This is a genomic window from Thioalkalivibrio sp. ALJ4 (assembly GCF_000377225.1).
GTDB lineage: Bacteria > Pseudomonadota > Gammaproteobacteria > Ectothiorhodospirales > Ectothiorhodospiraceae > Thioalkalivibrio.
This window is the reverse complement of the sequence record NZ_KB897917.1, coordinates 1-24,968: the sequence shown is the minus strand read 5'-3', so window position 1 is coordinate 24,968 and position 24,968 is coordinate 1. Positions and strand designations below refer to the sequence as shown.

The window sequence follows — 24,968 nt, the reverse complement described above, 5'->3', positions numbered from 1 at the left end:
CGCCATGTCGAAGCCACAGTCGCACAATCTGATCGTGGGAACCGGAGCGACGGGGCAGTCCGTCGCCCGATTCCTGCGTGCGCGCGGCGAGGCCTTTGCGATCACCGACACGCGCCGCGACCCACCGGCCCTGGCGGCCGGGGCCGCCGCCGCGTGGCTGTCCGAGGCCTGGGCCGGACCGCTGGACGGTCTTGATACCTCCGGCTATGCCCGCCTGATCGTCTCGCCGGGGGTCCCGCTGGAACACCCGGCCGTCGAACAGGCCCGGGTCGCTGGCGCGGCGATCACCGGCGACATTGACCTGTTTGCGGCAGTGGCGCAGGCCCCGGTCATTGCGATCACCGGCTCCAACGGCAAGAGCACGGTCACCGCCCTGGTGGGCGAGATCCTGACAGCCGCAGGTCGCAAGGTCGCGATCGGCGGCAACTTCGGCACCCCGGCGCTGGACCTCCTGGACCCGGCGGTGGAGGTCTATGTCCTGGAGCTGTCCAGCTTCCAGCTCGAACGCAGCGAGCACCTGGTGCCGGATGGCGCCGCGATCCTGAATATCTCGCCCGACCATATGGATCGCTACCCGGATCTGGCCGCGTACATCCAGGCCAAGGCCCGCATCCTCGACCGTGCCGCTCGCGGTGTGCTCAATCGCGATGACCCCTGGCTGCGCGAGCTGCCCCTGCCGGCCGGTCTGCGCGTGGTCTCGTTCGGGCTGGATGCCCCGCTGGCCGCGACCGACTTCGGCGTGACGACGGGCGCGGCCGAGCCGGACCTGGTGCGTGGCGAGGAACGCCTGCTGTCCACCGCGCGCCTGCGTCTGCGCGGACAGCACAACTGGGCCAATGCCCTGGCCGCGCTGGCGCTGGCCTGGCCGTGGCTGGAATCAACGCAGGCGCGTAGCGAGGCGCTGGCTGCGCTGGCCGACTTCGCGGGCCTGCCGCACCGTTCGCAGTGGATCGCGCGGGTGGCCGAGGTCGACTACGTCAACGACTCCAAGGGCACCAACGTGGGCGCGACCCTGGCCGCGCTACGGGGTACGCCGGGGCCTCTGGTGCTGATCGCCGGTGGGCAGGGCAAGGGGCAGGATTTCTCGCCGCTGGCGGATTACGTGCCCGGCAAGGTCCGGGGCGTCGTGCTGCTCGGCGAGGATGCTCCGCTGATTGCCCGGGCCCTGGCCTCGGTGGTGCCGGTCCAGCGGGTGGACAACATGACCGCCGCCGTGGCACAGGCCGCGGCCTGGGCGCAGCCCGGAGACACCGTGCTGCTCTCGCCGGGCTGCGCGAGCCTCGACATGTACGAGAACTATCAGGCCCGCGGCAACGACTTCGCGCGGGCCGTGCGGGAGCGAGCGGCATGAGTACCGGATCGCTGCCCCTCGGACTGCCCTCGCGCGACTCGCTCGATGGACTGCGCAACAGCGTGGACCTGCCGCTGCTGGCCGCGGCCGCGTTGCTGCTGGGGCTCGGTCTGATCATGGTCGCCTCGGCCTCGATGGACCTGGGCGAGCGCTACTATGGCAACACCTGGCACTTCTTCCAGCGCCAGGTCCTGTTCGCCGCCATCGGTCTGGCGTTGGCGACCGTGATGTGGGCGATCCCGCTGGAGCGCTGGGAGCGCGCCGGTCCCTGGTTGCTGATCCTGGTCATGGTGCTGTTGATTGCGGTCCTGCTCCCGGGCGTGGGCCGAACCGTGAACGGCGCGACCCGCTGGATCCCGGTCGGCATTTTCAACCTCCAGGTGGCCGAGCCGGTGAAACTGCTGGTGGTCATGTACCTGGCCGGCTACATCGTGCGTCATTACTCGACCCTGCGGTTGCACCTGCGCGGCTTTGTCCGCCCGCTGGTCGTGCTGGGCTTCGGGACAGTACTCCTGCTTCTGCAGCCCGACTTTGGTGGCGCGGCGATCATGCTGGCGATCGGTATGGGCATGCTGTTCCTGGCCGGCGCCAAGCTGTGGCAGTTCGCCGCGCTCGGCGCGACCATCGCGGTGGGTATGGCCTTCGTCGCAGTGGCTGCGCCCTACCGGGTCGCGCGCCTGACCGCATTCCTCGACCCCTGGCAGGACCCGTTCGCGACCGGGTTCCAGCTGACCCAGTCGCTGATCGCGATCGGGTCTGGCGGCTGGTTCGGTGCCGGTCTGGGCAACAGCGTGCAGAAGCTGTTCTACCTGCCGGAGGCCCATAACGACTTCCTGTTCGCGGTCTTCGCCGAGGAGTTTGGCTTTATCGGTGTGATCGCACTGATCGCGCTGTTTGCGGTCGTGGTCTGGCGCTGCGTGAAGATTGGGCTCTGGGCGGAGCGTGCCGGGCATGCATTTGGTTCGCACCTGGCCTTTGGTGTCGCGATCTGGCTGGCGCTGCAGAGTGCGCTCAATCTCGCGGTGAACATGGGGCTGCTGCCGACCAAGGGTATGACGCTGCCATTTCTCAGCTACGGCGGCAGTTCATTGATCGTCACGCTGATGGCGATCGGTTTGGTGATGCGGGTCTATCGCGAGGCGCAGATCCCGGCCCCGCGCCAGTCGACAGCGCCGCGGCGCAAGAGGGGGCGGGCATGAACAATCCCCTGCGCATCCTGATCATGGCCGGCGGTACCGGTGGACACGTCTTCCCGGGGCTGGCGGTCGCCGACGCCCTGCGCGCCCGTGGCGTCGAGGTCCTCTGGCTGGGCAGCGCGCGCGGGATCGAGACGCGTCTGGTGCCTGCGGCGGGCATCGAGCTGCACACCCTCCCGATCAGCGGTGTGCGCGGCAAGGGGTTGGCGGGACTGCTGCTGGCGCCCTGGCGCCTCGGGATCTCGCTGTGGGCGGCGCTGGCCCTGATTACCCGCTTGCGTCCGGCCGCGGTGATCGGCTTTGGCGGATTTGCGGCCGGCCCCGGCGGCCTGATGGCCGCTGCGTTGGGGCGCCCCCTGGCGATCCATGAGCAGAACGCCGTCGCCGGCCTGACCAACCGCTGGCTGGCGCGCATCGCGGACCGGGTCTATGCGGGCTTCGATCACGCCTTCCCGGAGCGTCACACCGTGACCGTGGTGGGCAATCCGGTCCGTGCGGAGATCGCCGCGTTGCCGGAGCCGGAGCAGCGCTTCGACGAGCGTTCGGGCCCGCTGCGGGTGCTGGTGTTGGGTGGCAGCCTTGGGGCGCGCTCGCTGAACCGCATGGTGCCGGCGGGGCTCGAGCAGGCCCGCGACGCGCAGCCGATGGTGATTCGCCACCAGGCCGGGGAGCGTACGTTGGACGAGGCCCGCGCGGCCTATGCCGAGACCGCGCTGGAATACGAGGTGACCCCGTTTATCGAAGACATGGCCGAGGCCTATGGCTGGGCGGATCTGGTGATTTGCCGGGCCGGGGCGCTGACTGTGGCCGAGGTCGCGGCGGCCGGTGTCCCGGCCCTGTTCGTGCCCTATCCGCATGCGGTTGATGATCACCAGACCGCCAATGCCCGTGCTCTGGTCGAGGCGGGTGCGGCCTGGCGCCTGGCCGATACCGATCTGACGCCAGAGCGGGTCGCCGAGATCGTACGTCCGCTGGGCCGCGAGGCCCTGCGCGAGCGCGCCCGGCTGGCCCGTGAACAGGCCTGCCCCGACACTGCCGAGCGTCTGGCCGAGGCCTGCCTGGAGATGGCCCATGCCCGGCGCGGGAGGAAGAACTCATGAATGCCCCGCGTCTGCCCCGCCACGCGATGCGCCGCATCCGCCGTATTCACTGTGTCGGGATCGGTGGCTCCGGCATGAGCGGGATCGCCGAGGTCCTGCATCAGCTGGGCTACGAGGTCTCCGGATCGGATCTCGGGCAGTCGGCGATGGTCGCGCGACTGACGGGCATGGGCATCCCGGTGTCACCCGCGCATACCGAAGAAAACGTCGCCGAGGCCGATGTGCTGGTCGTCTCCAGCGCAATCGATCCCTCCAACCCCGAGGTGCAGGCGGCCCGCCGCCGCGGGATCCCGATTGTGCGCCGCGCGGAGATGCTGGCGGAGCTGATGCGCTTTCGCTATGGCATTGCGGTGGCCGGCACTCACGGCAAGACCACCACGACCAGCCTGGTGGCCAGCGTGCTCGCCGAGGCCGGTATGGACCCCACCTTCGTGATCGGCGGGCGCCTGAACAGCACGGCCAGTCACTCGAACCTGGGGGCGGGCGACTATCTGGTGGCCGAGGCCGACGAGAGCGATGCCTCGTTCCTGCACCTGCAGCCGATGATCAGCATCGTGACCAATATCGATGCCGACCACCTCGGGACCTATGGCAACGATTTCGGGAACCTGCGCGCGACCTTCCTCGAGTTCCTGCATCACCTGCCGTTCTACGGCATCGCCGTGCTGTGCGCGGACGACCCGCAGGTGCGCGATCTCTATCCCGAACTGGAGCGCCCGCGCCTGACCTACGGCATCGAGGCGGAAGCCGATGTGCGCGCCCTGAACGTGCGCCAGGAAGGCGTGCGCATGTTCTTCGACCTGAAGCTGCCCGGGCAGGCCGCGTTCCCGGTCACGCTGAACCTCCCCGGGCGGCACAACGTGCTCAATGCCCTGGCCGCGGCGGCCGTCGCGCACGAACTGGAGGTTGCCCCTGCGGCGATCCAGGCGGCGCTCGAGCGCTTCCAGGGGATCGGGCGGCGCTTCCAGGTGCAGGAGCTCGAGACCGCGCCGGGCCCGCTGACCCTGGTCGACGACTACGGGCATCACCCGCGCGAGATCGAGGCGACCCAGGCCGCGGCGCGCGACGCCTGGCCCGACCGGCGGCGCATCACCGTGTTCCAGCCGCACCGGTACACCCGCACCCGCGACCTGTTCGAGGACTTCGCCGAGGCCCTGTCCGAGACCGATGTGCTGATCCTGCTGGAGGTCTATCCCGCCGGCGAGGAACCGATCCCCAGCGCCGATGGCCGCAGCCTCGCGCGGGCGATCCGTCTGCGCGGGCAGGTCGAGCCGGTGTTCGTCGAGCATGCGGCCGACGTCGCCGAGGTCCTGTCCGGGATGCTGAAGCCGAACGATGTCGTGATCACCCAGGGGGCCGGCGATATCGGTCGGCTGGCCAGCCTGCTGCCGGACCAGCTGGGAGCGATGAAACGCCCCGGGAGTACGACATGATGGCGGCGCGCGCGGTGGAACCGGTGAACGGCCCGTTCGCCCACGCCCCTCGGGGCGAGGTACGGCCCGATGCCCCGCTGGCGGGGCTGACCTCCTGGCGTGTGGGAGGTCCGGCCGACTGGCTGTTCCGGCCGGTGGACCGGGCCGATCTCGTGTCGGCGCTGGCGGATCACGCCCGTCATGCCCCCGCGATGCCGGTTACCTTCCTGGGGCTGGGCAGCAACGTGCTGATCCGCGACGGCGGCATCGAGGGGCTGGTGGTGCACCTTTCCGGTGTAATTAACGAACGCGAGCGCCTGGAGGGCAACCGCGTACGGCTCGGAGCCGGGCTCGCCTGCGCCCAGGCGGCCCGTTTCTGTGCGCGCCAGGGACTGGTGGGCGGTGAATTTCTGGCCGGCATCCCGGGCACCCTGGGCGGTGCCTTGCGCATGAACGCGGGGGCCTGGGGCGGCGAGATCTGGCCGCTGGTCGAGTCGGTGTCCACCGTGGATGCCGACGGACAGGAGCACCAGCGTGAGCCGGGCGAGTACCGCATCGGCTATCGCAGCGTCGAGGGTCCGGACGAGTGGTTTACCGGCTGCGTGCTGCAGCTGGAACCGGGCGATCCGGCCACCGCCACGGCGCGCATCAAGGAGCTGCTGCGTGAGCGCTCGCGCACGCAGCCGCTGGGTCTGCCGTCGTGCGGATCGGTGTTCCGCAATCCGCCCGGCGATCACGCCGCGCGCCTGATCGAGGCGGCGGGACTGAAGGGGCTGCGCCACGGTGGCGCGGAGATCTCCCCCAAGCACGCGAATTTCATTACCCACGATGGCGCGGCGCAGGCCGCCGACATCGAGTGGCTGCTGCACCACGCCCAAAGCGAGGTGGAGCGGCGCTTTGGTGTGTGCCTGGAGCCCGAGGTGCGGCTGCTGGGTCGACCGCGCCCCATGGACGAGACAATCGAGGGAAGGCAATGAGCAGGCGCAAACCGGAAGAATACGGGCGCGTGGCGGTCCTGATGGGCGGCTGGTCCGGCGAGCGGGACATCTCGCTCAAGAGTGGCAACGCTGTACTGGCGGCGCTGCGCCGCCAGGGCGTCGATGCCCATGCCGTTGACCTTACCCGCGAGACGGCGCGGTGCATGGCGCTGGAGGGCTACGACCGGGTGTTCATCGCACTGCATGGCGAGTGCGGCGAGGACGGGACGTTGCAGGGCTGTATGGACATGGCCGGCATGCCGTATACCGGGACTGGGGTCCTCGGTTCGGCGCTGGGTATGGACAAGCTGGCCTGCAAGCGCCTCTGGGCGGGCACGAACCTCCCGAGTGCGCCGTATCGCCTGCTGACACCGGGCTTCGATCCGGAGGCGGTGGCGGATGCCCTCGGCCTGCCGCTGATCGTCAAACCCGCGCGCGGTGGCTCCAGCCTGGGCATCACCCGGGTCGATCGTGCTGAAGACCTGCCGGCCGCCTTTGATGCGGCGCGCGTGCAGCCGGGCCAGGTGTTCGCCGAACAGTGGATCACCGGACGCGAGTACACGGTTGCGGTGCTCGGCAACGAGCCCCTGCCGGTGATCGAGATTCGCGCGGCGAGCGGTTTCTACGACTACCACGCGAAGTACGAGGCGGACGATACCGCCTACCTGTGCCCGCCCCCGGACCTGTCGCGCAGTGCGCAGCTGGAGCTGCAGTCGCTGGCCATCGCCGCCTTTGCTGCCCTCGAGGGCTGCGGTTGGGGCCGGGTGGACATCCTGCAGGACGAACACGGCGAGAACTTCCTGATCGAGGTCAACACCATCCCCGGCATGACCGACCACTCGCTGGTGCCGAAGGCCGCCGCGCAGGCGGGCATCGACTTCGACGAGCTGTGCCTGCGCATCCTCGATTCCAGCTTTGAATGCGGAGGGCTGCGTTGAACGCGCGACGTACAACGCGACCCGCGCGGCGGCCGGCAGGGCCGTCGCGGCTGCAGGCCATGACGGGGCCGGGGCTACGCCTGCTCGCCGGCATGGGACTGGCCGGGGCTCTGGTGCTGGGCTTCAGCCTGTGGCTGCACTTCGACCCGGATCAGCATCTGCCGATTGGCTCCATCCAGATTACCGGCGAGCCGCGTCACGCCGACACGGACGTGATTCTCGAGCGGGTACGGGCGCATGCACCGGGTTTCGTGGGTACGGACCTCGAGGTGCTGCGCGGGGCGCTGCAGGCGATGCCCTGGGTGGACAGCGTACAACTGCGTCGGCGCTGGCCGGACACCCTGGAGATCCACGTGACCGAGCCGGTCCCGGTGGCCCAGTGGGGCGACGACCACCTGGTCGACCGCCATGGGCGCCTGTTCGGGCCGGTGGATCTCGCCGAATGGGATTTCCTGCCGGCACTGGCCGGCGAGGACGGCCGTCAGGTGGTGTTGATGCACCGCTACCTGGAGGTCTCCGCGCGCCTGGCCGACGCCGGTTTCGAGGTGGTGGGCGTGCACGAGGGCAAGCGGCATGACTGGACCATACACCTGTCCGACGGGGCCGAGGTCCTGATGGGCCGCGACGTGAATCTGAACCGGCTGGGCCAGCTGGTACGCGCGGCGCCGGCCCTGAGGGCGCGCGAGGACGCCCCGATTGCGCGAGTGGATCTGCGCTATCCGCACGGTCTGGCTGTGGCCTGGGCCGAAGAAGCGGACAACAACGGCGGCAACGCCCGATGACACGAACGACAGGACGCAGAAAGATGATGGCAAAGAAGTCGGAACCCGGACTGATCGTCGGCCTGGATGTCGGCACCTCGAAGATCGAGGCGATCGTCGGCGAGCTGACCGACGAGGGCGAGATCGAGATCATCGGCATCGGCTCCTCCCCGTCGCGCGGGCTGAAGAAGGGCGTGGTCGTGAACATCGAGTCCACCGTCCAGTCGATCCAGCGCGCGGTCGAGGAGGCCGAGCTGATGGCCGGCTGCGAGATCCATTCGGTCTACACCGGGATCGCCGGCTCTCACATCAAGAGCTACAACTCCACCGGCGTGGTCGCGATCAAGGACGGAGAGGTGGTCGCCGGCGACGTCGACCGGGTGATCGATGCTGCCCGCGCGATCGCGATCCCGGCCGATCAGCGCATCCTCCATGTGCTGCCGCAGGAATACATCATCGACGAGCAGGAGGGCATCCGCGAGCCGATCGGGATGTCCGGGGTACGCCTGGAGGCCAAGGTGCACCTGGTCACCGGCGCGGTCTCGGCGGCACAGAATATCGTCAAGTGCGTGGAACGCTGCGGCCTGCGGGTGGACGACATCATCCTCGAGCAGCTGGCCTCCAGCTACTCGGTGCTCAGCGAGGACGAAAAGGATTTGGGGGTGTGCCTCGTCGACGTGGGCGGCGGGACCACCGACATCGCCGTCTTTGCCCACGGCGCGATTATGCACACGGCGGTCATCCCGATCGCTGGCGATCAGGTGACCAACGACATCGCGGTCGCCCTGCGCACGCCGACCCAGTACGCCGACGAACTCAAGATCAAGTACGCCTGCGCGCTGCGCACGCTGGCCGACCCGGGTGAGAGCATCGAGGTCCCCGGTGTCGGTGATCGCGCCGCGCGCCGGCTGTCGCGCCAGACGCTCGCCTCCGTGGTCGAGCCGCGCTACGAGGAGCTGCTGCAGCTGGTGCAGGCGGAACTGCGCCGCAGCGGAACCGAGGAAATGATTGCCGCCGGGGTGGTGCTCACCGGCGGTTCGTCCCGAATGGAAGGTGTGGTGGATCTCGCCGAAGAGGTCTTCCACATGCCCGTACGCCTGGGGGTGCCGCAGCGGGTCACCGGGCTCCTGGATGTGGTGAAGAACCCGATCCACGCGACGGGGGTGGGGCTGTTGCTCTACGCCCGCGAGTCGCGTGCGGAACAGGAGGCCCGGCCCGTAAGTAGCGGGTTCCAGGGTGTGTGGGCGCGCATGAAGCGCTGGTTTTCCGGGCAGCTCTGATGATCAGAGCGACCGGGTTTATGGGGGTCGGACCGCTCTCCGACCATAGGCAAACGACAGACATGTACACACGAACCGAGAGGACGCAGCCATGACGTTCGAACTGATGGATACCTTTAGCCAGAACGCCACGATCAAGGTCGTTGGCGTTGGGGGTGGTGGCGGCAATGCCGTACAGCACATGGTTCACTCGCAACTCGACGGCGTGGACTTCATCTGCGCCAATACCGATGCCCAGGCCCTGAAGAGCCTGGACTCCAAGACGCTGCTGCAGCTGGGTGGCGATATCACCAAGGGCCTGGGTGCCGGGGCCGATCCGTCGGTCGGGCGCGAGGCGGCCCTGGAAGACCGCGAGCGCATCCAGGACCTGCTCCAGGGGGCGGATATGGTGTTCATTACCGCCGGTATGGGTGGCGGTACGGGCACCGGTGCGGCCCCGGTCGTCGCGCAGATCGCCAAGGAGATGGGCATTCTGACCGTCGCGGTGGTCACCAAGCCGTTTCCGTTCGAGGGCAAGAAGCGCATGCAGGTGGCCGTGTCCGGGATCAAGGCGCTGACCGAGCAGGTCGATTCGCTGATCACCATCCCGAACGAGAAGCTGCTGACCGTGCTGGGCAAGAACACCACGCTGCTGGATGCCTTCAAGGCCGCCAACGACGTGCTGTTCGGTGCGGTGCAGGGGATCGCCGAGCTGATCACCCGTCCCGGCCTGATCAACGTCGACTTTGCCGACGTGCGCAACGTGATGCGCGAGATGGGTATGGCGATGATGGGCACCGGCACCGGTACCGGCGAAGACCGTGCGCGTCAGGCCGCCGAGGCCGCGATCGCCAGCCCGCTGCTGGAGGATGTCGATATCTCCGGTGCCCGCGGCATCCTGGTGAACGTCACCGGGGGTATGGATGTCGGAATCGGCGAGTTCGAGGAGGTCGGCGAGGCCGTGAAAGCCCTGGCGTCCGAGGATGCGACCGTGGTGGTCGGTACCGTGATCGACCCCGAGATGAGTGACGAACTGCGCGTGACCCTGGTGGCCACCGGCCTCGGTGCCCAGGCGGCCCAGCAGGAACGCCCGCAGGTGCGTGTGGTCGATGCCCAGCCCAAGCGTGCGGTCGGCTCCGACGTCGAGGTGGACCTCGACCAGCCGACGGTGAAGCGTCGCGGCGGGGACAACCTCGCGGTCGACTACAACCAGCAGCAAGGCATTGATGTGCTGGATATCCCGGCCTTTCTGCGCAAACAAGCCGACTGAGCAGGGGGCCGCATGCAGGGAGGGCGGAAACTTGCAATAATGCGGTAATCGTTGTGTGCATGAGGAGCCCGGGAGGGCCCCGGGCTCCACTTTGCACCTGAAAAAGCAAGAGGTTATACGCGTTGATTCGACAAAGAACGCTCAAGAACAGCATCCGGGCCACAGGCGTGGGGCTGCATACCGGGGAAAAGGTCGTGCTTACGCTGCGACCGGCGCCGGTGAATACCGGGATCGTCTTCCACCGGAGCGATCTGGATCCCGTCGTCGAGATCCCGGCTCGGGCGGAGAACGTGGGCGACACGCGTTTGTCGACAACGCTGGTCAAGGGAGACGTGCGCGTCTCGACCGTGGAACACCTGCTCTCCGCGATCGCGGGGCTGGGCATCGACAACCTGCACGTGGATGTCAGTGCCGCCGAGGTCCCGATCATGGACGGCAGTGCCGGACCGTTTGTGTTCCTGTTGCAGTCCGCCGGGCTCAAGGAACAGGACGCCCCCAAGGAATTCATCCGGGTGAAGCGCAGCGTGGAAGTCCGCGAGGGCGACAAATGGGTGCGCTTCGACCCCTATGACGGGTTCAAGGTCGGTTTCTGCATCGACTTCGAACACCCGATGTTTACCGACGGAAGCCAGCGCGCCGAGCTGGACTTCTCGTCCACCTCCTTCGTGAAGGAGGTCTCGCGTGCCCGGACCTTCGGGTTCATGCGCGATATCGAGGCCCTGCGCGCCAACCAGCTGGCGCTGGGTGGCAGCCTGGACAACGCGGTGGTGCTCGATGACTACAAGATCCTGAACGAGAACGGCCTGCGCTACGACAACGAGCTGGTCAAACACAAGATCCTCGACGTGGTCGGTGATCTGTACCTGCTGGGGCACAGCCTGATCGGCGCGTTTACCGGGCACAAGTCCGGGCATGCGCTGAACAACCAGCTGATTCGCCAGCTCGCGGCGGACGAGACGGCCTGGGAAAAGGTCACCTTCGAGGACCCCTCGGAGCGCTTGCCGATCTCCTTCGGGCAGCTGGCGCCCACGATCGCTGGCAGTTAGGGCGGTCCTGTCCTGCGCTGCGGGGGCTAGCGCCCCTGCGGCGGTAGCGCCGCCAGGCGTTCCAGCGCCCCGGCCAACTCCGGGTCGCCGATCGAGCGCGCGGTCTGCATCAGTAGCGAGCGGGCCGACTCCGGGATCTCGCGTTGAACCGCGACCGGTTTGGATTGCGGTGCACGTGGCGTGCTGTCGAGTCGAATGCGCACCTCGGTGGTGCCTTCGATGCCGGCCGCCGCGAGCGTCTTGAGCAGCTCGCGCTGCTGGAAGCGGATCTCGGTCGCCAGTGGGCGATCGGCGCAGACCGCGATCAGGGTCTCTCCCTGCCGGGTCAGCGCCAGGCGTCCGCGCTGTAGCTCCTCCCCCACCAGTGGGGCGAGGGCGCGTTCCAGCTCCCGATCGCGGTCGCTGAGGACGCTCAGATTCGCCGCGACAAAGCGGTTCGCGGGGCGCGGCATCATCGACGTGCCTCCACGAAGCCCGACAGTACAAGAGTAATTGAGAAACGCATGCAACTGATCGTACTACGACCGGATGGCCTTTGTACCCGCCTCCCGTTTCGCATCACCCTTGTCCTTTCCGTCACCCTGCTCGCCCTGGTCGTGGCCGCAGTCGCCGCCGCCTACTGGGTGGGACAGCAGCAGCGCGAGGTCATCAAGGTACCGGTGGTACCGGGAAGCGACCAGGCGGTGATCGAGGCCGCCGAGCGCGAGGTTGCGCACGAGGGCCTGAAACACCTGGCCGAACGGGTGGTGGTCCTCGAACGCCAGCTCGCCCGCGTCGACCTGCGCATGCGCTCGGTGGGTGAGAGCCTTGACCTGGATTTGTCCGAGCTGATGCCCGCGATGGGGGGGCAGGGTGGCCCCGAACTGGAGGGCCCGGATTCACCCATTGCGATGGATGAGCGCCTCTACGCCCTGGAGCGCCTGCTCCATCGACACCAGGCTTCGGTGGCCCTGATCGACGACACCCTGCGCGAGGATGCCTCGCGCGAGGCCCTGCGCCCGCAGTTGATGCCGGTCGACGACGAGGCCTGGATCAGCTCGGCCTTTGGGTACCGCAATGACCCGTTTACCGGCGCCCGGCGCTTCCATTCCGGCATGGACTTCGCCGGCAGCCATGGTTCGGATATCCGGGCCGCGGGTGGTGGAATCGTGGTGTTCTCGGGCAAGCGCGATGCCTACGGCAAGATGGTCGAGATCGATCACGGGGGTGGTCTGCGCACCCGCTACGCGCACAACTCGGAGTTGCTGGTGGAGCCGGGGCAGCGCGTGGATGCCGGCGACACCATTGCGCGCATGGGCCGCACGGGCCGTGCCACGGATACGCACCTGCACTACGAAGTCCTCAAGGCGGGCCAGGCCGTTAACCCCTACGACTTCCTGCCCAGCGACGACTGAATCCGAAACCCTCTCCGGCACCCGCCCCCCGCGCAGGTGGTGGGCGGATGGTTTATCCTAGATAGGTTTCGGACAACGGCTGGCTCTTAATACAAGCCCCCTCAAGCGGATCCCTATGGTCAAGCAGCTCGTACAGAAGTTCTTCGGCAGTCGCAACGACCGCATCATCAAGCGCTATCGCAAGCAGGTCGAGCAGGTGAACGCCCTCGCGGAAGCCACCGAGGCCCTGCCGCGCCAGGAGCTGGAACACAAGACCACGGAGCTGCGCAAGCGCGCCCAGGACGGCGAGTCCATCGACAAGCTGCTGCCGGAGGCCTTTGCGGTCTGCCGAGCCATGAGTGTGCATGCCCTTGGCATGCGCCATTTTGACGTGCAGCTGATCGGTGGCATGGTGCTGAACGACGGGCGCATCGCCGAGATGCGTACCGGTGAAGGCAAGACCCTGGTCGCCACGCTCCCTACCTACCTCAACGCCCTGTCCGGCGATGGTGTGCACGTGGTCACGGTCAACGACTACCTGGCCCGCCGCGATGCCGCGTGGATGGGCCGGCTGTATCACGCCCTGGGGTTGAGCGTTGGCGTGGTCAACTCCTCCGGCGGGCTGGGCGTGGACAGCGCCTCGTATCTGTACGACCCCGAGTACAAGGCCGAAGAAGGCGGGATGGACCACCTGCGTCCGGTGACCCGCCGCGAGGCCTATGCCGCGGATATCACCTACGGCACCAACAACGAGTTCGGCTTCGACTACCTGCGCGACAACATGGCGTTCTCCGCCGACCAGCGGGTGCAGCGCGGTCTCAATTTCGCGGTGGTCGACGAGGTTGACTCGATCCTGATCGACGAGGCGCGGACCCCGCTGATCATCTCCGGTCCCAGTGGTGACAGCTCCGAACTGTACGAGCGGATGAACAAGCTCCCGCCCCAGCTCACTCGTCAGGAAGACGAGGAGAGCGAGGGCGACTACTACGTCGATGAGAAGGCCAAGCAGGTCTTTCTGAGCGAGGATGGGCACGAGAAGGCCGAGCAGTTGCTGCGCGAGGAGGGGTTGCTGGAAGAGCACCAGTCCCTGTATGACGCCGGCGCGATCCAGGTCCTGCATCACCTGAATGCCGCGCTGCGCGCCCACGCCCTGTTCCACCGCGACGTGGACTACCTGGTGCGTGACAACAAGGTCCAGATCATCGACGAATTCACCGGCCGCATCATGGGTGGTCGGCGCTGGTCCGAGGGTCTGCACCAGGCGATCGAGGCGAAGGAAGGCGTGCCAATCCAGCGCGAGAACCAGACCCTGGCCTCGATTACCTTCCAGAACTACTTCCGCCTGTACGAGAAACTGGCCGGCATGACCGGTACTGCGGACACCGAGGCCTACGAGTTCCAGACGATCTACGGCCTCGAGGTTGTCGTGGTGCCCGGCAACAAGCCGCTGGTGCGGGACGACATGCAGGATCTTGTCTACCTGACCCAGGAAGAGAAGTACGAGGCGATCATCAAGGAGATCCAGTGGTGCGTCGAACGGAAACAGCCGGTACTGGTGGGTACCGCTTCCGTGGAAAGCTCCGAGCGCCTGGCCCAGGCGCTGAAAAAGACCGGGATCAAGTTCGAGGTGCTCAACGCCAAGCAGCATGAGCGCGAGGCCGCGATCATTGCCCACGCCGGACGCCCGGGCGCGATCACGCTGGCCACCAACATGGCCGGGCGCGGGACTGACATCGTGCTGGGTGGGTCGCTGGACGCCGAGCTGGCCGAAGTGGACCTGGACGACACCGCGAAATGCGAGCAGATCAAGGCGGACTGGCAGAAGCGCCACGATGCCGTGCTCGAGTCCGGTGGTCTGCACATCATCGGCTCCGAGCGCCACGAGTCCCGCCGCATCGACAACCAGCTGCGCGGCCGTTCCGGGCGTCAGGGTGACCCGGGCTCCAGCCGTTTCTTCCTCTCGCTGGAAGACAACCTGATGCGGGTGTTCGCCTCCGAGCGCGTGCGCGGCCTGATGCAACGCCTGGGCATGAAGGAGGGCGAGGCGATCGAGAATGCCTGGGTTTCGCGCGCGATCGAGAATGCCCAGCGCAAGGTCGAGGCGCACAACTTCGACATCCGCAAGCAGCTGCTGGAGTACGACGACGTCGCCAACGACCAGCGGCGGGTGATCTACGAACAGCGCGCCGAGTTGCTGACCACCGAGGACATCAGCGACACGATCGAGGCCTTGCTCAATGACGTGGTCAATGCCCAGATCAGCGAGTACATCCCGCCCGGCTCCATCGAGGACGAGTGGGACGTCGAGGGTCTGGAGCAGGCACTCAACGGCGAATTCGGGATCGATCTGCCCGTGAAGCAGTGGCTGGAGGATGAAGACGACCTGCACGAAGAGCCGCTGCGCGAACGGATCATCGAGCACGCCCGCACGCTGCTCGCCGGCAAGCGCGAGCAGCTGGGCGAGACCACGATGAACCGGCTGCAGCGCGACATGATGCTGCAGGTGCTGGATACCCAGTGGAAGGAACATCTGGCCGCGATGGACTATCTGCGCCAGGGCATCGGGCTGCGAGGCTACGCGCAGCGCAACCCGAAGCAGGAATACAAGAAGGAAGCCTTCGCGATGTTCCAGTCCCTGCTGGAACGCATCAAGCACGACGTGATCAAGTATCTGCTGCGCATCCAGCTGCGCTCGCCCGAAGAGGTCGAGGCGCTGCAGCCGAAGAAAAAGGCCCCGGCCGAGTCCGACATGAACTTCCAGCACGAGAACCCGGACAGTGCGCTGGACGCCGGGGCGGAGGAGCGCGAGCCGGTGGCCAGTGGTGACACCCCCTATCGTCGCGAGGGCCCCAAGCTCGGCCGCAACGAGCCCTGCTGGTGCGGTTCGGGCAAGAAGTACAAGCAGTGCCACGGCAAGCTCTGAACGTATACGGGAGCACGTGAATATGGCCGTTGGGCTGCAACCACCGGACACATTGCTGCCGGTGCCCGGTATCCGTCTGGCGACTACCGCGGCGGGCATCCGCTATGCCGGGCGCGACGACCTGGTGCTGATCGATGCCGGCGCGGATGCCACCATTGCCGCGCTCTATACCACCAACGCCTTCTGCGCCGCCCCGGTCGTCGTGGCCCGTGAACACCAGTCCGCGCGCCCTGGCCGCTGGCTGTTGATTAACGCGGGCAACGCCAATGCGGGAACGGGGGAGCCGGGGCTGGCCGCTGCGCGGGCCTGCTGCGAGGCGGTCGCTGAAGTGGTCGGTGGTGATGTCCGCGCGGTGCTGCCCTTCTCCACCGGCGTGATCGGCGAGCCGCTACCGGTCGAGCGGATCACCAAGGTTCTGCCCACACTGCATGCGGCGCTGGTACCGAATGGCTGGATGCAGGCGGGCCGCGCGATCATGACCACCGATACCGTGCTCAAGGGCGGCAGTCGCCGTATCGAGCTCTCGGGCGGTACCGTGACGCTGACCGGGATCGCCAAGGGCTCCGGGATGATCCACCCGAACATGGCCACGATGCTCGGGTTCATCGGGACCGATCTCGCCATCACCGAAGCCGAACTGTTGCCTTTGCTGCGCGAAGCGAATGCGGCCAGCTTCAACGCCATTACGGTGGATGGCGACACCTCCACGAACGATGCGGTCGTCTGCATGGCCTCGGGCGCCAGTAGTGCGACGCTGGCAACGGCCGAGGACCGCGAGACCTTCATGCGCGCACTCGGAGATCTGTGTCTGGAGCTCGCGCAGGCGATCGTGCGCGACGGCGAGGGGGCGACCAAGTTCGTGACCGTGGCGGTGGAGTCGGCCCGTGACGAGGCCGAAGCCGCCCGGGTGGCCGAGACCGTGGCCCTGTCGCCGCTGGTCAAGACCGCCCTGTTCGCTTCCGACCCCAATTGGGGGCGCATCCTGGCCGCGGTCGGCCGCGCCAGCGTCGCGGACCTGGTGATCGAGCAGGTCGCCATCACCGTCAATGGCGTCGAGATCGTCCGCGGCGGCGGGCGTTCCCCGGACTACACCGAGGCGGCCGGGCAGCAGGCCTTTGCGCAGGACGAGATCGAGATCCGGATCGCGCTGGGCCGGGGACAGGCCGTGGCCCGCAAGTATACCTGCGACTTCTCCCACGAGTACGTCCGTATCAATGCCGAATACCGGTCCTGAGCCGGTCGGTACCACTCCGCCGCTGGAGGTTGCGGTGGGGCTGGTCCTCGATGCCGAGGGCCGCGTGCTGGTCAGCCGTCGTCTGGCCGGCCGGCACCTGGCTGGCTATTGGGAGTTTCCGGGCGGCAAGATCGATGCCGGCGAGAGCGCCTTTGCCGGGCTGGTGCGCGAGTTGCACGAAGAGCTGGGGATTGTCGTGCGCGCCGGGGTTCAGTGTCTGACTGTGCGCCATGACTTTGCCGAGTGTTCCGTGGCCCTGCGCGTGTTCCGGGTAACGGACTGGTCCGGCGAGGTGCATGGCCGCGAGGGGCAGGAATGGGCCTGGCGCGACCCGGCCACCCTGGACCCCGCGGATTTCCCCGCTGCCAATCACCCGATGTTCCAGGCCCTGGTCCTGCCGCAGCGCTACTTGATTACGCCATCCCCTGCGGTGCGGGCCGAGATCCCGGCCGTGGTTGAGCAGGTCCAGGCAGCGCTGGTGGATATGGACGGCGCGATGCTGCAGGTCCGGGCGCCGTCATTGGGGCGGGCGGACTACCGCGCCTTGGTCGAGCCACTCCACAGATTTGCCCGCGCTCGCGGGGTACCGCTGCTGGCCAACGCCCCGTGGGAGTGGGTCGCGGACCTGTCGGGTATCGGATGGCACCTCCCCGAGCGGCGCTGGCGTGCGCTGGACGAACGCCCCCCGGTCTCGGGTCTGGTGGCGGCTTCGGTGCATGGCGCCGAAGGGCTGGCTGCCGCCGCCCGGCTGGGGCTGGATTTTGCCGTCCTGAGTCCGGTGTGTTCCACGGCCTCCCATCCCGGCGTGCCGGGGATGGGGTGGGTGCAATTCGCCGCGTGGGTGCGCGAGGCTGGGGTCCCGGTTTATGCCCTGGGCGGGATGCGTGCGTCCGATCTGGATCAGGCGCGGACCTGTGGAGCCCAGGGGATCGCGGCCATCCGGGGGTTGCTAGGCATGGAGGCCGGTGAAGCGGCGGTTTGAGAAGTGAATCCGTTAAACTCGCTTACAGGGCACAGCAGCACAGCCGGAATTCGATGTCCTGCGCGGCCGGGATGGGGCGGCTGCGGAAATCCTCGGGCGAGAAAAAACGTACCGTGAAGCGCTGGCGTCCTGCGCTGATCTCCGGGTAGTACCCCAGATCGGGATCGACACTGACCCGGATCAGCTGCCATGCATGGCTCGTGTCCAGGCTGCGTTCGAAATAGCCGTCTTCGGCGATGGCGGACTCCGAGCGCCCGGAGCGGCGCATATAGGACAGGACCTGGATGGTCGCCTCGGCTACCGTGTTCAATGGCTCGAACCATTCCAGCAGTAGTGCGGTGCGCTCCGGGGAGCTTTGGGCCAGCCAGTGATGGTAGATCGGCAGGTCGAAATCGAAGGCCCCGCCGGGTAGCGCCATGCGCTGGCGCACGCTGTTGAAGAATTCGTTGCCACGCACCCGATGATCCAGCGCCCCGGCCTGTTCTTCCAGGGCGGAGTGCAGGCGTTTCTGCGCCTGCATGGTCTCGGTGAACCGCTCCGGGTCGACGCCCGGCTGGTGCGTGAGTCGGTTGAGGTTGGCAGTCTGGCGCTCGATCTCGCCCATCAGTTCGCGCTTGATGTCGACGCGGGTGACCAGGGCATAGATGTCGACCAGCGAGACCAGGGCCTCATGGTGGTCAAAAGGCCGGCCGGACTCCAGGGCATCCCCGAACCGCTGGGCCAGCGCCTCCAGACGCAACAGCAGTCGCACGCGTTCGTGCAGCGGTTGTTCGAAGGTGAGCAATTGGGTCACGGGCGGCCCGTCCGGCTTGGGTTCTCGGTGTTGCGGGGCAACACGACCTTGGCAGTATCCAGTATTCAGGGGGCGACTTTCCACCCGTCCTTGTCAGCAATCGGAGTCGGTGCGCAATCTCTCCCCTTATTGCGGCCCGGATGCATGTGGCTAGCCATGCCCCGTTACGGCTCGCAGCTCATCGTGCAGGCCGGACACCTGCTGGCGCAGATCCTCGTCCGTGGTCGTGCGGTCGTTCGTGATCACCCGGTCGCCGCGCTGGCGGCGCTCGTCCGGGCTCAACTGGCAGTCCATGATGGCCTGCACCTCGGCCGGGGTGCGGCCATCGCGATGGGTGACGCGCTCGAGCTGTTCCTCCGGCTCGCAGTCGACCACGATCACCGGGTCGAACTCATGCTCCCACCCGGCCTCGAACAGCAGCGGCACCACGATCAGCGCATAGCCGTTGGTGTCTGGCAGATCACGCAGACGGCGTTCCAGTTCTGCGTGCACCGCGGGGTGGACCAGCGCCTCCAGGGCTTTGCGCTCGTCGGGTTGTGCGAAGATACGTGTGCGCAGGGCCCCGCGATCCAGGCGCCCCCGCGCATCGAGTACCCCTGGTCCGAACTGTTGAACGATCGCGGCATGCAGGTCGTGTCCCGGCTCTTGCAGTTCGCGGGTGATCCGGTCGGCGTCGAGCACCGGTACCCCCAGGCTGGCAAACAACCCGGCGACGCGGCTCTTGCCGCAGCCAATCCCGCCTGTCAGTCCGACCCGCCGCATGACACTAGAGCCCCTGTGGGAAGTAGAACGCCACCAGCGTATCGCCCCAGATCAGCGCCAGCCACCCGGCGGCCGCGAGATACGGCCCGAACGGGATCGGGATGTTGCGGTCGCGCCCGCGCAGCAGGATCAGCAGGATGCCGACGATCGCCCCGACCAGGGAAGCCAGCAGAAGGATTACCGGCAGGGCCTGCCAGCCGAGCCATGCGCCCAGTGCGGCGAGCAGCTTGAAGTCGCCATACCCCATGCCCTCCTTCCCGGTGGCCAGGCGGAAGCCGTGAAAGATCAGCCAAAGCACCAGGTAACCGGCGGCCGCTCCGATCACGGCCGACTGCAGATCGGTGAAGGTGCCCGGGATATTGACCAGCAGCCCCAGCCAGAGCAACGGCAGGGTCAGCTGGTCCGGGAGCAGGGTGGTGCGCGCGTCGATCCCGGCGGCGGCGATCAGAACGCCGGTGAAGATCAGCGCCAGCAGCGCCGTCGTGTCGGCTCCGAAGTGCCAGATGGTCAGGGCAAACAGGACTGCGGTGAGGATCTCGACCAGCGGATACTGCCAGCTGATGCTCGTGCCGCAGCCCGGGCAGCGCCCGCGCAGCCAGAGGAAGCTGAGCACGGGGATGTTCTCGTACGAGCGGATCGGCCGCTCGCACTGGGGACAGCGCGAACGCGGGCGCAGCAGGTCGAATGGGGTGTCGTCCGCCGGGGGCTCCTGTTCCAGGATTGCGCGTGCCTCGGCGTTCCAGCCGCGCTCCAGCATCACCGGCAGCCGGGCGATGACCACGTTCAGAAAGCTGCCGATCAGCAGCCCGAATACCGCTGCGACCGCGATTGCCCAGGACAGGGGCAGGAGTTCTTCCGTGCCGAGCATCCTAGGGAAGCCCTGACCAATGTGCACGCTCGCGCTCGAGTCGCTTTTGCGTGCGAACAAGGCGCGGCGACTGCCGTGCAGTCATTCTGCACAAGGGAGCCGCAACGCCGTGCGCGCGCAAAAGCGGCCGAGCCCCTGCATTGAATGATTGGTGGGGTTGGAACCCCAGGTTCCCCGATCCTGCGTTGCGCCGCTTGCGGGTAGAACCACTACCCGCTGCACGGCGCGCCTTGTCTCGGAAAACCTGGGGTACCAACGCGACTGTGTACATTGGTCAGGGCTTCCCTAGATGACTTGACCCATCTGGAAGATGGGCAGGTACATCGCGATCACCAGGCCGCCGACCAGTACGCCGAGTACGACCATGATCAGGGGCTCCAGCAGGCTCGAGAGGCTGTCCACGGCGTTGTCGACCTCGGCCTCGTAGAAGTCCGCGACCTTCGCCAGCATCGAGTCCAGCGAGCCGGATTCCTCGCCGATCGCGACCATCTGCACGACCATGTTGGGGAAGACCCCGGTATTGCGCATCGACCACTGCAGCTGTGCCCCGGCCGAGGTCTCGTCGCGCATGCGCAGCGTGGCCTCGCGATACAGCGCGTTGCCCGTGGCGCCGGAGACCGAGGTGAGGGCATCGACCAGCGGTACACCGGCCGAAAACATCGTGGACAGCGTCCTCGCGAAGCGGGCGATCGCGGCCTTGCGCAGGATCGGACCGAAGGCCGGGGCCTTCAGGATTGCGATATCGAGAAAACGCGCAAACCGGGGTGAGCGTTGCCGGGTCTGTACGAAGGCGAAGCCGATCGCGACCATGATCGCGAGGATCAGCCACCACCAGGACTGCACGAAATCCGAGAGGTCGACCACCATGCGGGTGAAGACCGGCAGGTCCGCACCAAAACCCTGGAACAGCGCCTCGAACTGCGGGACCACATAGATCAGCAGGATGGCCGTAACCACGATTGCGACCACAATGACCGCCGCCGGGTAGAACATGGCCTTGCGGATCTTGGCCTTCAGGGCCTCGGTCTTTTCCTTGTAGGTGGCGACCTTGTCCAGCAGGGTCTCGAGCGTCCCCGCCTGCTCGCCGGCCTCGACCAGGTTGACCACCAGATCATCGAAGTACTTGGGTTGCTTGGCCAGCGCCGCGGCGAAGGTCTCGCCGCCCTCGACGTCGGCCTTGAGCTTGAGCACGAGATCGCGCATCGCCGGCTTCTCGTTGCCGCGGCCGACGATCTCGAAGGCCTGTACCAGCGGCACGCCGGATTGCAGCATCGTGGTCATCTGCCGCAGGAAGTAGGCGATGTCCGCGGGGACGATCTTCTTCTTGCCCCCGGAGAGCAGCGACTTCGGCTTCTTGCGAATCTTGACGACATTGATGCCGTTCTTGCGCAGTTCGGAGCGTGCGACGGCTTCGCTGTCGGCCGGGGTCTCGCCCTTGACCCGGTCGCCGTTCTTGTTCAGTCCTTCCCAAGCGTAGATTGTCCCGGAATCGGCCATCTACTGTCCCCCTGTGCTGGTGACCCGAACCGGAGCCCTTCCGGCGTCTCCCTAGTCCTTGGTCACGCGGTTAACTTCCTCGAGGCTGGTCATCCCCGCCAGAACCTTTACCAGGCCGGCGCGGCGCAGATCCTCGACTCCTTCCTTTGCGGCTTGCTGAGCCAGCTGCATGGAGTTGTAGCCCTCCAGAATCCCGCGCTGCATCTCTTCGCTGATCGGCATGACCTGATAGATGCCGACCCGCCCTTTGTAGCCGTTGGTGCACTGATCGCAGCCCACCGCGCGATACGCCGTTACCCCGGCCTGGATGTCGGCGTCGGTGAAGCCCTCCTTGCGCAGGACCTCCTCCGGGAGATCCTCCGGTTCCTTGCAGTTCGTGCACAGTCGGCGCGCCAGGCGCTGCGCGATGATCAGCAGGATCGAGGAGGCGATGTTGTAGGGCGGTACCCCCATGTTCGCCAGTCGGGTCAGGGTCTGCGGGGCATCGTTGGTATGCAGCGTGGAGAGCACCAGGTGCCCTGTCTGCGCCGCCTTGATCGCGATCTCCGCGGTCTCGAGGTCGCGGATCTCGCCCACCATGATCACGTCCGGATCCTGACGCAGGAAGGCGCGCAGCGCGCTGGCGAAGGTCAGCCCGACCTTCGGGTTCACGTTGACCTGGTTGACCCCGGGCATGTTGATTTCCGAGGGGTCTTCCGCGGTGGAGATGTTGCGGTCGGCCGTGTTCAGGATCCCGAGGCCGGTGTACAGCGACACCGTTTTACCCGAGCCGGTCGGGCCGGTGACCAGGATCATCCCGTAGGGTCGCTTGAGCGCCTGGAGGTAGGCCTCCTTCTGGTGTTCCTCGTAGCCGAGCTGATCGATCCCGATCTGGGTGCTGCTCGGGTCGAGGATACGCATTACGATCTTTTCGCCGTACAGCGTGGGCAGTGTGCTGACACGAAAATCGATCGCGCGCGTGCGCGAGAGCTTCAGCTTGATGCGTCCATCCTGCGGGACCCGCCGCTCCGCGATGTCCATGCGTGACATGACCTTGACCCGCGCGGTGATACGTGGCGCCAGGGTGTTCGGCGGGTGGGCGATCTCGTGCAGCACGCCGTCGATACGAAAGCGCACGCGGAAATCCTTCTCGAACGGCTCGAGGTGGATGTCCGACGCCTTGCGGTTGATGGCGTCCATCAGCACCTTGTTGACGAAGCGCACCACGGGTGCGTCGTCCACCGCGTCCCCGGCATCCGACGTGTCGCCGTCATCGCCGCCACCCGATTCAATGGCCAGGTTCTCCAGGTCGTCGTCGCCCAGATCGTCCATCAGCGACGAGGCAGCGCTCAGGGCGCTTTCGATCAGGCGGTCGAGCTTGTGCCCCTCGACCAGTACGGCCTCCACCGGCATCCCGGTAGCGAACTTGAACTCGTCGGTGGCCCCCAGGTTGGTGGGGTCGGAGACCGCGATATACAGGCGGTTGCCGCGCTGCATGATCGGCAGGGCGTGGTGTTTCTGGATCAGCTTCTCGTTCAGGTGATCCTTGGGCAGCAGCTCGGGATCAAAGCACGACAAATCCAGTACCGGGAGCCCGAACTCCTCGGCCGCGGCCTCGGCCAGGCGAGCCTCGGAGACCTGCCCCTTGCTGGCCAGCAGGGGCATCAAAGGGGTCTGCTGAGCGCGCGATTCCTCGGCGATCTGGGCAGCGATATCTTCCGCAATCAGGCCGGCGTCCACGAGACGCTTGGCCAGACCCGGCAGGCGGGGCGCCGTTGTCGTGTTGGGCATGGGCCTCTACGCGCGAATCTTGAAGTCCTGAATAGGCACACTCTACGTGCGTCTGTCGTGGAATGGAAACCGTCAGGCGCACCGTATGACCGGAAATCATAGGTAGATAATGAGTGACACGCGCGCGTGTCCGCGTGATCTGCGAGCGGGATGCAATCCCCGCTTGACGCTGTGCTTCGCGCTGGTTCAGAATACGCGGCTTGATCGAGGAGGGATACCCAAGCGGTCAACGGGGGCAGACTGTAAATCTGCTGGCTCAGCCTTCGGAGGTTCGAATCCTCCTCCCTCCACCATCGGGTTTTCAAGCCAGCGGCCTGTAGCGGGCGGTGGTTCGGCAAGCCAGGGTTCTGCGGGTGTAGTTCAATGGTAGAACCTCAGCCTTCCAAGCTGATGATGTGGGTTCGATTCCCATCACCCGCTCCAGTTGATCCGAACGGTTCGGGTCCGGCCCTGGCCAGGTAAGTCAGGCTCATGTAGCTCAGTCGGTAGAGCACTTCCTTGGTAAGGAAGAGGTCACCGGTTCGAATCCGGTCATGAGCTCCAATTTTGTGTAAGTCAGCGTACAACCTGCGTCGCTTGTGAAAGCGTCACGATCCGGGGAAGCGAGAGATGTCCAAGGAAAAGTTCGAGCGTAAGAAGCCGCATGTGAATGTGGGGACGATTGGTCATGTGGACCATGGCAAGACCACGCTGACGGCGGCGATGACGGCGGTGCTGGGCAAGAAGTACGGCAGTGAAGCCCGTGCGTTTGACCAGATCGACAATGCGCCGGAAGAGAAGGCGCGCGGGATTACGATTGCCACGGCGCACGTGGAATACGAATCCGACATTCGTCACTACGCGCATGTGGATTGCCCTGGGCACGCGGACTACGTGAAGAACATGATCACGGGTGCGGCGCAGATGGACGGCGCGATTCTGGTGGTGTCCGCGGCCGATGGCCCGATGCCGCAGACCCGCGAGCACATCCTGCTGGCGCGCCAGGTCGGTGTTCCGTACATCGTGGTGTTTCTGAACAAGGCCGACATGGTCGACGACCCCGAGCTGCTCGAGCTGGTCGAGATGGAAGTGCGCGACCTGCTGTCTTCCTATGACTTCCCGGGCGACGACACCCCGGTGATCACCGGTTCCGCGCTGAAGGCGCTGGAAGGTGACGAGAGCGAAGTGGGCGCGCCGGCGATCTACAAGCTGGTCGAAGCGATGGACACCTGGATTCCGGAGCCGGAACGCGCCGTGGACGGCGACTTCCTGATGCCGGTGGAGGACGTGTTCTCGATCTCTGGCCGCGGCACGGTGGTGACCGGTCGTATCGAGCGCGGTGTGGTCAAGGTGGGCGAGGAAATCGAGATTGTCGGTATCCGCGACACCCAGAAGACCACGGTCACCGGTGTCGAGATGTTCCGCAAGCTGCTGGACCAGGGCGAAGCGGGCGACAACGTGGGCATTCTGCTGCGTG

At 66.7% G+C, this 24,968-nt stretch carries 21 protein-coding genes and 3 tRNA genes; 18 read left to right on the top strand and 6 right to left on the bottom strand.

Translation table 11 applies throughout. The annotated features are described in order from the left end of the window. Positions 1 to 4 precede the first annotated feature (4 nt). The 10 genes from murD to lpxC all read left to right on the top strand — a co-directional run bounded on the left by murD (position 5) and on the right by lpxC (position 11,310). On the top strand, positions 5 to 1,351 hold the full coding sequence (gene murD, locus C936_RS0100120) for a UDP-N-acetylmuramoyl-L-alanine--D-glutamate ligase (RefSeq protein WP_018174843.1): 1,347 nt from the start codon (positions 5 to 7) through the stop codon (positions 1,349 to 1,351). Beyond that, positions 1,348 to 2,550, top strand: a complete 1,203-nt coding sequence (ftsW, locus tag C936_RS0100115; protein ID WP_018174842.1) for a putative lipid II flippase FtsW — start codon at positions 1,348 to 1,350, stop codon at positions 2,548 to 2,550. Before murD ends, ftsW begins: the two co-directional genes overlap by 4 nt. Next, positions 2,547 to 3,647: an undecaprenyldiphospho-muramoylpentapeptide beta-N-acetylglucosaminyltransferase gene (gene murG, locus C936_RS0100110; RefSeq protein WP_018138007.1), complete on the top strand. Its 1,101-nt coding sequence runs from the start codon at positions 2,547 to 2,549 to the stop codon at positions 3,645 to 3,647. Before ftsW ends, murG begins: the two co-directional genes overlap by 4 nt. Further along, a complete protein-coding gene (gene murC, locus C936_RS0100105; protein WP_018138008.1) occupies positions 3,644 to 5,080 on the top strand; it encodes a UDP-N-acetylmuramate--L-alanine ligase in 1,437 nt (478 codons plus the stop codon). Before murG ends, murC begins: the two co-directional genes overlap by 4 nt. After that, positions 5,077 to 6,036 (top strand): UDP-N-acetylmuramate dehydrogenase, encoded by a 960-nt coding sequence (murB, locus tag C936_RS0100100; protein ID WP_018138009.1) that lies wholly within the window; start codon positions 5,077 to 5,079, stop codon positions 6,034 to 6,036. Before murC ends, murB begins: the two co-directional genes overlap by 4 nt. Continuing rightward, positions 6,033 to 6,974, top strand: coding sequence for a D-alanine--D-alanine ligase (locus C936_RS0100095; RefSeq protein ID WP_018174841.1), 942 nt, complete (start codon positions 6,033 to 6,035; stop codon positions 6,972 to 6,974). Before murB ends, C936_RS0100095 begins: the two co-directional genes overlap by 4 nt. A gap of 59 nt (positions 6,975 to 7,033) precedes the next feature. Further along, a complete protein-coding gene (locus C936_RS0100090) occupies positions 7,034 to 7,756 on the top strand; it encodes a cell division protein FtsQ/DivIB (protein ID WP_018649097.1) in 723 nt (240 codons plus the stop codon). A 23-nt stretch (positions 7,757 to 7,779) separates the two neighbouring features. After that, complete coding sequence (gene ftsA, locus C936_RS0100085; protein ID WP_018174839.1) at positions 7,780 to 9,015, top strand: cell division protein FtsA; 1,236 nt, start codon at positions 7,780 to 7,782, stop codon at positions 9,013 to 9,015. Positions 9,016 to 9,106: 91 nt separating this feature from the next. Next, positions 9,107 to 10,264, top strand: a complete 1,158-nt coding sequence (ftsZ, locus tag C936_RS0100080) for a cell division protein FtsZ (protein WP_018174838.1) — start codon at positions 9,107 to 9,109, stop codon at positions 10,262 to 10,264. A 122-nt stretch (positions 10,265 to 10,386) separates the two neighbouring features. Continuing rightward, complete coding sequence (lpxC, locus tag C936_RS0100075) at positions 10,387 to 11,310, top strand: UDP-3-O-acyl-N-acetylglucosamine deacetylase (protein ID WP_081601195.1); 924 nt, start codon at positions 10,387 to 10,389, stop codon at positions 11,308 to 11,310. Between the two features lie 26 nt (positions 11,311 to 11,336). Here the strand turns inward: lpxC and C936_RS0100070 are convergent, their stop codons facing one another. Further along, positions 11,337 to 11,765 (bottom strand): DciA family protein, encoded by a 429-nt coding sequence (locus C936_RS0100070; RefSeq protein WP_018174837.1) that lies wholly within the window; start codon positions 11,763 to 11,765, stop codon positions 11,337 to 11,339. A gap of 48 nt (positions 11,766 to 11,813) precedes the next feature. Between C936_RS0100070 and C936_RS0100065 the strand changes: the two genes are divergently transcribed. From C936_RS0100065 to C936_RS0100050, 4 genes are all read left to right on the top strand, one after another. Continuing rightward, positions 11,814 to 12,704, top strand: coding sequence for a M23 family metallopeptidase (locus tag C936_RS0100065; RefSeq protein WP_018138015.1), 891 nt, complete (start codon positions 11,814 to 11,816; stop codon positions 12,702 to 12,704). A 115-nt stretch (positions 12,705 to 12,819) separates the two neighbouring features. Further along, a complete protein-coding gene (gene secA, locus C936_RS0100060) occupies positions 12,820 to 15,606 on the top strand; it encodes a preprotein translocase subunit SecA (protein WP_018138016.1) in 2,787 nt (928 codons plus the stop codon). 22 nt (positions 15,607 to 15,628) lie between these two features. Further along, entirely contained in the window at positions 15,629 to 16,840 is a 1,212-nt protein-coding gene (gene argJ / locus C936_RS0100055; protein ID WP_018174836.1) for a bifunctional glutamate N-acetyltransferase/amino-acid acetyltransferase ArgJ, read from the top strand. After that, entirely contained in the window at positions 16,821 to 17,822 is a 1,002-nt protein-coding gene (locus C936_RS0100050) for a Nudix family hydrolase (RefSeq protein ID WP_018174835.1), read from the top strand. The genes argJ and C936_RS0100050 overlap by 20 nt, the downstream gene beginning before the upstream one ends. Before the next feature lie 22 nt (positions 17,823 to 17,844). On the opposite strand, the gene zapD is transcribed toward C936_RS0100050, so the two are convergent. The 5 genes from zapD to pilB form a co-directional block, all read right to left on the bottom strand. Further along, positions 17,845 to 18,615 (bottom strand): cell division protein ZapD, encoded by a 771-nt coding sequence (zapD, locus tag C936_RS0100045; protein WP_018649096.1) that lies wholly within the window; start codon positions 18,613 to 18,615, stop codon positions 17,845 to 17,847. Between the two features lie 150 nt (positions 18,616 to 18,765). Next, the gene (coaE, locus tag C936_RS0100040; RefSeq protein WP_018174834.1) at positions 18,766 to 19,377 is read right to left on the bottom strand and encodes a dephospho-CoA kinase; all 612 of its coding nucleotides are present in this window, start codon (positions 19,375 to 19,377) and stop codon (positions 18,766 to 18,768) included. 4 nt (positions 19,378 to 19,381) lie between these two features. Continuing rightward, positions 19,382 to 20,245 (bottom strand): A24 family peptidase, encoded by an 864-nt coding sequence (locus C936_RS0100035; protein WP_018174833.1) that lies wholly within the window; start codon positions 20,243 to 20,245, stop codon positions 19,382 to 19,384. A 285-nt stretch (positions 20,246 to 20,530) separates the two neighbouring features. Continuing rightward, positions 20,531 to 21,742, bottom strand: coding sequence for a type II secretion system F family protein (locus C936_RS0100030; RefSeq protein WP_018137561.1), 1,212 nt, complete (start codon positions 21,740 to 21,742; stop codon positions 20,531 to 20,533). A 51-nt stretch (positions 21,743 to 21,793) separates the two neighbouring features. Beyond that, complete coding sequence (gene pilB, locus C936_RS0100025) at positions 21,794 to 23,512, bottom strand: type IV-A pilus assembly ATPase PilB (protein ID WP_018137562.1); 1,719 nt, start codon at positions 23,510 to 23,512, stop codon at positions 21,794 to 21,796. 208 nt (positions 23,513 to 23,720) lie between these two features. Between pilB and C936_RS0100020 the strand changes: the two genes are divergently transcribed. From C936_RS0100020 to tuf, 4 genes are all read left to right on the top strand, one after another. Beyond that, positions 23,721 to 23,805: transfer RNA gene (locus C936_RS0100020), tRNA-Tyr, on the top strand. 56 nt (positions 23,806 to 23,861) lie between these two features. Next, a tRNA-Gly gene (locus tag C936_RS0100015) sits at positions 23,862 to 23,935 on the top strand. Positions 23,936 to 23,979: 44 nt separating this feature from the next. Then, positions 23,980 to 24,055: transfer RNA gene (locus C936_RS0100010), tRNA-Thr, on the top strand. A gap of 66 nt (positions 24,056 to 24,121) precedes the next feature. Next, positions 24,122 to 24,968 (top strand): elongation factor Tu (gene tuf, locus C936_RS0100005; protein WP_018862856.1); only part of this gene is annotated, 847 nt, incomplete at its 3' end.

Excerpts from the sequence above, each read along its gene's own strand:
- murD (WP_018174843.1), top strand. The coding sequence starts at position 5 with ATGTCGAAGCCACAGTCGCACAATCTGATCGTGGGAACCGGAGCGACG.
- ftsW (WP_018174842.1), top strand. The coding sequence starts at position 1,348 with ATGAGTACCGGATCGCTGCCCCTCGGACTGCCCTCGCGCGACTCGCTC.
- murG (WP_018138007.1), top strand. The coding sequence starts at position 2,547 with ATGAACAATCCCCTGCGCATCCTGATCATGGCCGGCGGTACCGGTGGA.
- murC (WP_018138008.1), top strand. The coding sequence starts at position 3,644 with ATGAATGCCCCGCGTCTGCCCCGCCACGCGATGCGCCGCATCCGCCGT.
- murB (WP_018138009.1), top strand. The coding sequence starts at position 5,077 with ATGATGGCGGCGCGCGCGGTGGAACCGGTGAACGGCCCGTTCGCCCAC.
- C936_RS0100095 (WP_018174841.1), top strand. The coding sequence starts at position 6,033 with ATGAGCAGGCGCAAACCGGAAGAATACGGGCGCGTGGCGGTCCTGATG.
- C936_RS0100090 (WP_018649097.1), top strand. The coding sequence starts at position 7,034 with ATGACGGGGCCGGGGCTACGCCTGCTCGCCGGCATGGGACTGGCCGGG.
- ftsA (WP_018174839.1), top strand. The coding sequence starts at position 7,780 with ATGATGGCAAAGAAGTCGGAACCCGGACTGATCGTCGGCCTGGATGTC.
- ftsZ (WP_018174838.1), top strand. The coding sequence starts at position 9,107 with ATGACGTTCGAACTGATGGATACCTTTAGCCAGAACGCCACGATCAAG.
- C936_RS0100070 (WP_018174837.1), bottom strand. The coding sequence starts at position 11,765 with ATGATGCCGCGCCCCGCGAACCGCTTTGTCGCGGCGAATCTGAGCGTC.
- C936_RS0100065 (WP_018138015.1), top strand. The coding sequence starts at position 11,814 with ATGCAACTGATCGTACTACGACCGGATGGCCTTTGTACCCGCCTCCCG.
- secA (WP_018138016.1), top strand. The coding sequence starts at position 12,820 with ATGGTCAAGCAGCTCGTACAGAAGTTCTTCGGCAGTCGCAACGACCGC.
- argJ (WP_018174836.1), top strand. The coding sequence starts at position 15,629 with ATGGCCGTTGGGCTGCAACCACCGGACACATTGCTGCCGGTGCCCGGT.
- C936_RS0100050 (WP_018174835.1), top strand. The coding sequence starts at position 16,821 with ATGCCGAATACCGGTCCTGAGCCGGTCGGTACCACTCCGCCGCTGGAG.
- coaE (WP_018174834.1), bottom strand. The coding sequence starts at position 19,377 with ATGCGGCGGGTCGGACTGACAGGCGGGATTGGCTGCGGCAAGAGCCGC.
- C936_RS0100035 (WP_018174833.1), bottom strand. The coding sequence starts at position 20,245 with ATGCTCGGCACGGAAGAACTCCTGCCCCTGTCCTGGGCAATCGCGGTC.
- C936_RS0100030 (WP_018137561.1), bottom strand. The coding sequence starts at position 21,742 with ATGGCCGATTCCGGGACAATCTACGCTTGGGAAGGACTGAACAAGAAC.
- pilB (WP_018137562.1), bottom strand. The coding sequence starts at position 23,512 with ATGCCCAACACGACAACGGCGCCCCGCCTGCCGGGTCTGGCCAAGCGT.